5 protein-coding genes and 2 pseudogenes are annotated in these 9736 nt (G+C 58.4%); 5 read left to right on the top strand and 2 right to left on the bottom strand.

Features of this window, described 5'->3' with window-relative positions:
* On the top strand, nt 1-191 hold a 191-nt coding region (locus HDG33_RS36220; protein WP_184041039.1), incomplete at its 5' end, for an IS3 family transposase.
* 98 nt (nt 192-289) lie between these two features.
* Here HDG33_RS36220 and HDG33_RS36225 read toward each other — a convergent pair.
* Nucleotides 290-1003 carry a response regulator transcription factor gene (locus tag HDG33_RS36225; protein WP_184041042.1) on the bottom strand — a complete coding sequence of 238 codons (714 nt, stop codon included), beginning with the start codon at nt 1001-1003 and terminating at the stop codon, nt 290-292.
* Nucleotides 1004-1716: 713 nt separating this feature from the next.
* Here HDG33_RS36225 and HDG33_RS36230 point away from each other — a divergent pair.
* A pseudogene (locus HDG33_RS36230) lies at nt 1717-1998 on the top strand (transposase); the annotation flags it as partial.
* Nucleotides 1999-2304: 306 nt separating this feature from the next.
* Here HDG33_RS36230 and HDG33_RS36235 read toward each other — a convergent pair.
* On the bottom strand, nt 2305-2481 hold the full coding sequence (locus tag HDG33_RS36235; protein WP_409259126.1) for a DUF3597 family protein: 177 nt from the start codon (nt 2479-2481) through the stop codon (nt 2305-2307).
* A gap of 636 nt (nt 2482-3117) precedes the next feature.
* On the opposite strand from HDG33_RS36235, the gene HDG33_RS36240 reads away from it, so the two are divergent.
* The 3 genes and pseudogenes from HDG33_RS36240 to HDG33_RS36250 all read left to right on the top strand — a co-directional run.
* The gene (locus HDG33_RS36240; protein WP_260330723.1) at nt 3118-4362 is read left to right on the top strand and encodes a M23 family metallopeptidase; all 1245 of its coding nucleotides are present in this window, start codon (nt 3118-3120) and stop codon (nt 4360-4362) included.
* A 1457-nt stretch (nt 4363-5819) separates the two neighbouring features.
* Nucleotides 5820-9215: an ATP-binding protein gene (locus HDG33_RS36245; protein ID WP_184041045.1), complete on the top strand. Its 3396-nt coding sequence runs from the start codon at nt 5820-5822 to the stop codon at nt 9213-9215.
* A gap of 312 nt (nt 9216-9527) precedes the next feature.
* Nucleotides 9528-9736, top strand: a pseudogene (locus tag HDG33_RS36250) (IS256 family transposase); the annotation flags it as partial.

Genomic DNA, 9736 nt, shown 5'->3' on the forward strand with positions numbered 1-9736 from the left:
GCCTGTGGGGTTCGTTGAAAGTTGCACGCCTGCATGGCCGGCACTTCGCGACCCGGCGTGCGGCAATGGATGAAATCGTCGACTGGCTTGGCTTTCATAATTCTCGCCGGCTACACTCGACGCTCGACTACGTCAGCCCCATGACGTTCGAGAAAAACTGGCTCGCCGCTCAACAGGGAAGAGCCGCGTAAATCTCTCAGCTATGGGATTCGCGAAACAGGGGCAACGTCAGAAATCAAAATCGCGGCTTCACGATCACCATTTGTCCGCTGACGTCATCGGTGCGCTATTAATGGGACGTACGCTCGAGTGTCTCGACACTATCCATCTGAGCCAAGCGATAGCCATAACCGTAAACCGCTGCGAGCCGATAACCGTTTTCCGGGCGCAGATTGAGCTTGGCACGTAGTACCGACACGTGCGTGTCAATTGTCCGCGACGAGATTTCGGCGATCTGATTCCAGATTACATCGCGAATGTGGGCGCGAGACAACGGTCGGCCTAAGTGTTGGAACAGCAGCAGTGCAAGTTCGAATTCCTTTGGGGTCAGCGCAGCAGCGGTACCCTTAAGCAGCGCCTGCTTCGCAATCAGATCGAAGTCGTAATCTCCATAGACTTCGCGCCCAGCAGCACTGAGCTGATAGGTGCGTCGCAACAGCGAACTGACGCGCGCGAGCAGGACACTTCCAGGGACTGGCTTGACGACGTAATCGTCGGCTCCGTGATTAAGTATTGACGCGATATCCGCTTCACTGCTGCGGCTCGTCATGAACAGAACAGGAAGTCGTTCAGAGAGGCTACCTCGAACCCAGCACAAGATCTCTTTGCCCGACATGTCTGGCACGTTCCAGTCGAGAATGAGTAGATCAAAGGTCTGCCGTCTCAGTTGCCGTGCCAGTTCCCGGCCAGAGGAAAACGCGTGGCAGATATGCCCTGCCGGCGATAACGTCTGAGAGCAAAAGTCGGTTTGTGCCTGATCGTCGTCTAGGACAGCAATTCTCATAGAATCCTCAAAAGTATTGTCAAGTTGTCGTTCAGCGCGAGTTCTCTAATGGACTGCCCTCATCATCGATGCCTCTTCGTAAAAAGGCCCAGAAAAAAGCGTATTTGTGTGATAGGTATTGCTAAATTAATAATGAAAATTACAAAGGCACTGATGAAATCATTAAATAGTTCGTAGTCGATCGGGTGCTATATCGACATGCTTTTACTGCAGTAGGGTTGCGAATCACGGGAGTTCCTTTTGCGGACGATGCAGATGCCACCGCTGATCCCGGCTCATTCCCCTTGATGGTCGGTTAGATCTTGCCGATCGCGTTAGTCTTGACGTCCCTGGTTGGGCGTCTCGTCCGGGATTAGGCTCCTGAAAATAGCTCGCCAGTTGGATCAACCGCAGACGCGTTGCTTGGTCGGCGGCAAACATCTTGATAGCTGCAGACCGATGCGGTTCGGATGGCCGTCGACCATCTAGCAGATCTTGCGCGTGAGCTGTTTGAGAAACCGCTTCGTGAGTTCGATGAAGGTGGCATTCCTGAGCATTCCTTCGAAGATCATGAAGTTCAACTCGCCGCGGTTGGAGATCGCCGAAATCATGTTGCACCTTGAAGGGCTTTTCGGCCGCACGCACCAGCGTCTCGCCTTGCGGGGCAAAACTAGTACCGTTCACACGGTTGCTATGCAAACCCGTTTCTTCGCTCCAATAGATCCCATGCGCGCATTCGTGGCAAGTGGGGAGGTCCACTGCATAGACCGAAAATTGTTCAGCGCGACCGGGGCTACAGTTCTGAGAATCATCGACAGCGCCTGTAAAAACATGGCGTCACGCCGGCGCTCGCAAAAATCGGTTCGCCACACGGCAGTGGTCTCGGAGAAACGCATTGGCCAGTCGAACGATCAATTGCGTGGCTTCGCTCGTTTTGACGCCTGAAGATTCGCTACGAACGATACGCCCATATCCATGAAGATTTCCTTTCTCTCGCTTGCGCTTTGGTGTGTTGAGCGTGTCTCAAGCCGATGTTTAACTAGTTTCGAAACCGCTTCTAACGGTAGAACTTGTCATCGCAAAGGCGAGAGCGGTCGTCTCTGGCATGTCTATGCCGATGAGCTGTATTCGTCGCGGTCTGTCAATGCAAGCGCCATCGCCGAGTTAGCCGCGAGGGATGGCAGATGTGATCCGTGCATGCCCGTGCGCCTTTCCGAATCAGTTTTCACGATTCACGGCATTCAGCCAATATGACACGTATGAATTTTGGGGCTCTGGCGAATTAGAAGAGGCCCGTATTGGACTTTCTGTCAACGCGTGGCTTAACCGACCAGATCGGGCAGAAACTTGCCACCCTTTGCGGCCAGCGTCGCCGTCACCTCCCTATGCAGCCAGATGTTCACGCTCGCCGAGTCATTCAAGTGTCCGGAATACTTCAGATCCTGCGTCAGCTGTTTGCGATATTCAACGCTTCTGTGCCGGATCAGGAGCAGGCTCAACTGTCGGCGTCCTCGCGTCGGGATTTGCCTCGTGGAACATCTTGTTCACGATGTCACCGAACATGCCCAATTTTTTCCCATGAGTCGAAATTGGCCTGTTGGCAAACCTGTCGGCGTCGTGAATCGCGCGGGGATCAGCCCAGCAAGTTGGATGCACTAGCTTGCGCCGGCGATCCCGAGAAGAACAACCGATAAAAGCGAGGAGGTATAAGGCGCGCCGCTTTACACGTCAGAAATTGCATGCCTCCGGTCAAAGCAAATTGGGCGGGCGAAGAGTCGAATCTCCATGAACCTCTGGCGCTCGTCTGAGGTCGTCGAGCTTCGTGATTGTGCCGTGCGCGGGGGCGATGCGACTCGCTGCCGCAGGTCGATACTTACGGGGACAGAGTTCTTTCGGATTGGTCACATAGGGCGAAATGGGACGCCGCCTTACTCTATCTCTATCGCATTAACCCTTTTAGGACTCGCATGTAGATAGCGAAGGGACCCTTTCCAACGGTTTCTGACCGGATTGTGTAGGCGGAAGGGTACCCAGACTGTTGGATTTTCGCTCTATCCCGTTTCCGCCCGCTGCCGCGCGTTTCAAGCACTGTCATTTACGCCTGCAGCCCTCTATTTTGACTGCGAGGTTTTGACATGATGTCGTTCCACTTTCTAGGTAACACCTTCCCCAAGGCGCAAGCCGTTGCCATCGAAGTGGGCAATTCTATGCGTTCCAGATGTAAATCTCCAGCGAGTTCCATCGCGGGCGCAGGAGTGCTGTGTGGCATGGTCGCGATTCTCGGCCTATCAGTTTCGACTGCAGCACCAGAAATATTCAATCGCGTGAAGGCATCCAGCGCGATCTGGTCCGGCCTTGGGGTGACCGTGCCGGCTGCGCAACCCGTCGAGCGACCTCGGCAGATGTCCGAAGGTTCGGCCGATATTGCCGGCAAGTTCAGCGGGTTCGTTGGCGAGGCTCAAAATAGCCCGCTATCTGGCGCTGTGCCGTTTGTCGTGCCGGAGGCCGAAATCGGGTCATACGCTGGGCGGACCGAAGGCAACTTGCGCGATACTCTGGTGCGGGCTGACGTGCCGGTCGAGATCCGGGAACAGATTGCACGTATTTTTGCCTCCCGGCTCGACGTTGCGGCGCCCGCGCAGAAGGGCGACACCTATCGCGTTTTCCACGGGCGCGATGCCGCGGCGCCACAGCGCAGGCGCGTGACGGCCGTCGAACTCCGCTCAGGCGCTAAGGTCTACCAGGCCGTGTGGTTTGTCGCACCGGGGCACGCCAACGGGGACTATTATTCATTCGACGGACGGCGGCTTGCCGCTGAACCCTTTTCGATGCCGCTCGATTACGTTAGGGTCAGCTCGACTTTCGGCAATCGTGTCCATCCGGTCGGCGGCAAGCAGCATTTTCACACCGGCGTGGACTTTAGCGCGCCGAAGGGGACGCCCGTAGTGGCGGCTGCTTCGGGAACCGTGAAGTTCGTAGGCAACGAAAGCGGATATGGGCAGTACGTTGTGCTCAATCATCCGCAAGGCTATACGACGTATTACGCACATCTGTCTAGCTTCGCCCGCGATTTGCGCGTTGGCGCGTCCGTGACTGAAGGACAACGACTCGGCGCAGTAGGCAGCACCGGCAGGTCCACGGGACCTCACCTGCATTTCGAGGTGCGGCGGAACAATCACCCTACCGATCCACTCGCATTGACGAGCCGAACTGGCGCTTCGCCACTTACGGCCAGTCAGCGGATCGCGTTCGACGGTATGACGGGCGGCATGCGTGAGCAACTGGCCGCGTTAGCGGTCGACGCCCCGACGGTCAGGACAGCATCGAACGCCGGACGCACGCTGAACCACGCAGAGAATCCTAAAGACTCGTTGGTCTGAGTTACGACACTATGCTTCTCTGGATGAGTCGGTCGCTTCGCGCTCGGTGAGTCTCGCGTGCTTCAGTCGATATTTTCCGTGACTGGCATGTCAACTTGCCGAATGACGTGCATGCGAAATCGCATGACATAAGTTTGGCTCACCTGGTTGGCAAGGCGATCCGGAATCGGATTTCCGGTTGCAGCTTCTTACGCCTCGTAGGCCTCCTTGCGTGTCTGCCGCTTCTGTTGCGCGTTCGCGCTGTACCGGCAGCGTCTGAACCGATTGCTCACCTGAGCATGAGCCGACGCGAATCGCGTCAGATAGCGCGCTGATTTGAAGCGTGCAACACTTTTTCGCGCACTCGCGTCGGCTGGTGCCCGTTCTCCGCCCGGTTGTGCAATTCTTTGTGCTGTCGGGGTTCCACGTCATTGGTGATCAGAACACGCGGAGCGCGGCGGTGCTTCCTAAGCAGATCACGCATGATGTGCGTCGCCGCATGCCACTCGCGCCGGCTTTGTGCGAGTACATCCGGTACCGCGCCAGGCTGGTCCATAGCACGCTACGGCGGGTACTGCTTGCCGTCGATCGTGATCACCACTTCGTTGAGGTGCCACCTGTTGGCCCGGTCCAACGCGGTGGAACGGATGCGTCGAGCAATGGCAAGCTCGAACTTCACCGATCAGCGTCGCACCGTTTCGTACGTGAACTCAATGCCGCGCCCAGCCAGCGATTCTCTGGCTATGCGCAAGTATCGCCACACCGCCTAGCCAATCGCGTCGGACGGAAATCGGTAGCCGGCATAAGAAATGACGTCTGTGGCAGGTGTGTTGTGTTGCTTCTCATCGCGATCCCGTCAACATGCCAGCAACGTGAAGATACCTGCATGGGTGAGGCGGCATTTTCAAATGTCGTAAAGACCACGATTCTGAGCTGAGTGCAGGATACTTTCGCAGCAGGAAGGCTAAAAACCTCAAGCCGTCACCGTACTATCCCCATGGCATCGCGTATTCCGTGACGAGGATGTCGCAAGAGGAAGCGTCTAGCGACTTGCCTGGTTCGCCTGAGTCCTTCGCCGTGCCTAAAACGTCTAGTGGGAGGACTACAGCCAGTTATTGCTTAATGCCGAAAAAGCACCGCGGGATGATCGTCAGCGAGCGCGATGCGGGATCTTCATTACGCTCAATACAGTCTGCACAGAGATGAGTGAGGCAGGGGTGAAGAACCACTGTTGGCAAAAATGTTCGCGAGTACTGACTCGTCCGAACCTACTCGCGAAGCCTTGACTCACACTCAGTGCGCACGCCGGCACGTTGACGGGTCTGATTATTATTTGCTTTCGCATCGCATGGGTCTGATTTGTGGGGGCGGCTGATCGGATCCGCTCTCGCGCCGCGATAATCGTTTTGGTCCGGTGCGCTACGTCAGTGTGATTGTCAAAGGTGCATCGACAGTCTCCAGAACGAACCGGTGCCGCCATGTCCTCCGCTCCACAGAATGATGCCTTGAACCAGTTGCAGCGCTACAAGAAGCTGCTGGTGTTCGGTGGTGGATTGGTGACCACGATCATGATGCTTTTCGCTTTCACGCTCGCGGCGTTGTCGGCGGTACGCGGGCAGGTTGCAGCCGAGCGGCAGAACTTCCTCGTCGATCGCAACCTCGTCATGAGCGAAGTCAACTCGAGCGAAGCATTGTTCCGCTCCGCGCTAGTCAGCGCGGAGCTGGCGTGGCAGGACGCGGATCAGGTCGATCTTGAGCTAATCACCCGATTTCGCAGTCAGGGGTACGCATTCGTGCCATTGCCCACGTCCACGGCACAACCGCCGTTGTTGTTCGACATACCAGGTAAATCCCTGACCCACGATGAACGCCGTCGCTATCTTGGTCTCACTGCACAACTCGGTCGTGTCAGCGCAGTAAATTCATTGGTGCGGGGCCAGCAGGCGAGCCGCTATTTCTATGGTGCGCAGCACAATATTGCCGGAATTCTGTCTGCGCCCTTGCCCCACCAGGCAGCGATGGCCGGGACGTCTGCCGGCCGTGCGCATTTGATTGCGGATCTGGGGGATGGGCTGGATGGTCTGGCCGGCATCCATGCGGGCGAGCAACCCAATAATCGTCGGCCCGTATCCTGGATGCTGCCTGCTATCAGTCCCTTGACGGGAAAAATGGCGATTCGCATCGCCGCGCCGGTGTTCTCAGACGGATCACCGTTTGCGATCCTCGTGACGGAATACGACCCGGAGATCTTGACAGCACCTCTGACCGTTGGCGGGTTCGATGGCACGTATATGGTCGTGTCAGAGAAAGGAGAAATAGTAGCGAGCACAGCCTGGAATGAGCAGGCCCCTGCATTGATTGATCGCGTTCGGGCGTTAGGTGTCGCGGGAGCGACCGGCAGCATGCAACGCGAAACCTGGCGGGACGGTGGATTCACGATTGCGGATCGTCTTGGCGATACGGGCTGGGTGCTTGTCTATGTATTTACGTGGTGCGACGTTGTTGCGGGCATCGGCAAACAGACCGGTATCGGTGCTGTGCTTACGCTTGCGACGCTTGCCGTCGTATGGGGGGTTCTGATCTATCTCAAGCAACGCGTTTTCCGGCCGGCAATTGAGCGATCGCGACGGGTGTTCGAGAGTGAGCACCTGAGCCGCATGTTGGTCGAAACGGCGCCAGTGGGGCTGGGGTTGATCGCAGTGGAGAGCGGAAAAGCGCTATTGCGCAGCCCGACGATGATTGACGCTGCGGCGCGGGTAGTCGTGCCGACCGAGACGCTGTCGGCGGAATTGGTTCGACGTCACCGGGAGCGCGGCGGGGCAACGGGGGCGAACGGCATGCTGCACGAGGAACTGACGCTCCCTACGCGCGAGGGCGGGGCGATGGACCTCTCGGTGAGCGTCGTGCCGGCGCGCTACCAGGGACAGGACGTGCTTGTGACGGCGTTCACGGACATCACGGCGGGAAAGCGTCTGGAGCGGCAGCTGCGTGACGCGAAGCAGGCGGCCGACTCCGCCAACGCGGCGAAATCGGCGTTCCTTGCGGCGATGAGCCATGAGATCCGCACGCCGCTGAATGCAATCATGGGAAATCTGGAACTGCTGTCGCGCTCGCAACTGGATGCGTTGCAGCGCGACCGTCTGACGACGATCCGGGCCTCGGCGGGCGGACTGCTTGAGGTCGTCAGTGATGTGCTGGACTTCTCGAGGAGCGAGGCCGGCGAGATGAGACTGGAGCGGATCGCATTCGACGCGCAGGAGGTGGCGTCTCGGGCGCTGTTGATGTTCGGACCGCTGGCGCGCGCAAAGGGCGTGAGGCTGTCGGGCGTGTTCGGAACGTCGCCGGTGCTGCCGATGCAGGGTGATCCGACTCGGCTTGGCCAGGTGATGAACAACCTGCTGGCGAATGCCATCAAGTTTACGGCGTATGGGGAGGTCACGCTGCGGTTGTCGGTGGAGGCGGGCGTGGACGATCAGGACGCGATGTTGACGATCGAGGTGGAAGACAGCGGGATCGGGATGTCGTCGGAACAGCAGGCGCTTCTGTTCCAGGCGTTCAGCCAGACGGATGCAACGATCAACCGTCGCTTTGGCGGCACGGGACTTGGCCTCGCGTTGTGCGCGCGGCTGATCGATGCGATGGGCGGTACGATCGCCGTGCGCAGCGAGCCAGGTCAGGGCAGCTGCTTTACGGCGCGGGTGCCGCTGGGCGAGAGCGAAGGCGAGTCGGACATGCCGCGTTTCGCGGGAGAGCGGATACTGTTCGTGGCTGCGGCGGACGCCTGGCACACGTATGCAGTGGCAGCGCTGGAGGCGTGGGGGCTGCAGGTGCAGGCATACCGGCATCCGGCGCAACTTCACCCGGCGATGTTGAACGAGGCGGACGTGCTGATCCTCTGCGGCGAGCGTGACACCTGGCACGCGGATGATGAAAGCGGTTTGTTAGCGGAGTCGTCGTGGGTGATCGACAGTAGTACGGAAGGTCCGGCATATCCGGTAGCGGTAGAGCCGGTAGTCAGGGTCTCGAGCTACAGCCTGAAGGGGCTTGTGGCGGCGTTGCGGTACACCTTGCAAGGCGAGGCGCTCCAGGCGTGCGATGAGACGCAGCAGGTGCTGTCGTCGCGCCGGTTGAAAGTGCTGATCGCGGAGGACAACGCGGTGAACCGTCAACTGTTCGAGGAGCAGTTGAGGATGCTGGGCTGCGAGACGCGGGCGGCAGAAGATGGGCGGCACGCACTGGACTGGCTATCGCGGGAACGCTTTGATGTGCTGCTGACGGATCTGTCGATGCCGGTACTGGACGGCTACGCGCTGGCACGCGAAGCACAGGTGCACTGGCCGGAGATGCCGATTGTGGCGGCCACGGCGAGCGCAACGCTGGAGGTGCGAACGTGGTGCGAGGCGACCGGCATGGCACGCGTGGTGACCAAGCCGCTACAACTGGATGAGTTGTCGGCGGTTCTGTCGGAAGTGACTGGCGTGCCACGCGTGGTGATAGAAGCGGATGGAAGCGAGCCCAGGCGCGACGGCATGCTGGGGGGGCGAGCCGTCCCGGAACAGACGCGTGAAACGTTCCGGAAGTCGTGTGAGGCATCGCTGAGGGTGATCCGTGCGGCACACAATGACGGGGATGCAACCCGGTTGCTGGCTGAGTTGCATTCGCTGCGAGGCGCGTTAGCGGTGTTTGGGCATGACGCCCTGGCAGATCAATGCGCCCGGCTGGAAATAACGATATCGAAGGATGGTGTTCAGGTGGCGCAGAAAATGATTGAGACTCTTGACGCCCGTTTGCGCACCGATGTTCTGACCGACACGAAAACACTGCGTGAAGTTCTTGCGGAGGTATCAGAATCTGAGTGTCCTGAGGTCGGTTGAGAAATCTGATTCTGGTGAAAGGACGTCCGCAGGATGGGTTATCAACGTGACGATCCAGTGCCAGCGCATGCTGAGGCGGTTTGTTAAATAAGCTTCGCATGCGGCGCCCACGTTTACGCGTGGGTTGATGACTGTTCGGGGCCCGGCGTCATGTTCGTCAAGCAGGGAAGGGAGGGTGCGCAGCGTCAAAAACATCGCATCGAGATGCCCGGGTGCTATCTGTCTCGCGTCGGGCCGCTTTCAAGCGGGAGGGTGTAAAAAGTTTTGTGTAAACGGTCATTTGGCAGGAGACTGCCAGCAACAGGAGCATCGATGACCGTAGCGAAACGCAATAAAAGAGAGAAACCCGATCCTGAGCTCGTCAAGCTGGCAGACAGCCTGCTGGCGAATTACCAGAAGCCGGAAGACCTGATAGGCGAGAACGGGCTGCTCAAGCAGCTTACCAAGATGCTGGTGGAGCGTGCGTTAGAGACGGAGATGTCCGAGCACCTGGGCCATGGCAAGAGCGAAACGGTGACCAA

It is taken from the genome of Paraburkholderia sp. Cpub6, from assembly GCF_014201065.1.
Lineage (GTDB): Bacteria > Pseudomonadota > Gammaproteobacteria > Burkholderiales > Burkholderiaceae > Paraburkholderia > Paraburkholderia tuberum.

Bases quoted from the DNA above. Each gene is read 5' to 3' on its own strand.
- HDG33_RS36225 (WP_184041042.1), bottom strand. From the start codon at position 1,003: ATGAGAATTGCTGTCCTAGACGACGATCAGGCACAAACCGACTTTTGC.
- HDG33_RS36240 (WP_260330723.1), top strand. From the start codon at position 3,118: ATGATGTCGTTCCACTTTCTAGGTAACACCTTCCCCAAGGCGCAAGCC.
- HDG33_RS36245 (WP_184041045.1), top strand. From the start codon at position 5,820: ATGTCCTCCGCTCCACAGAATGATGCCTTGAACCAGTTGCAGCGCTAC.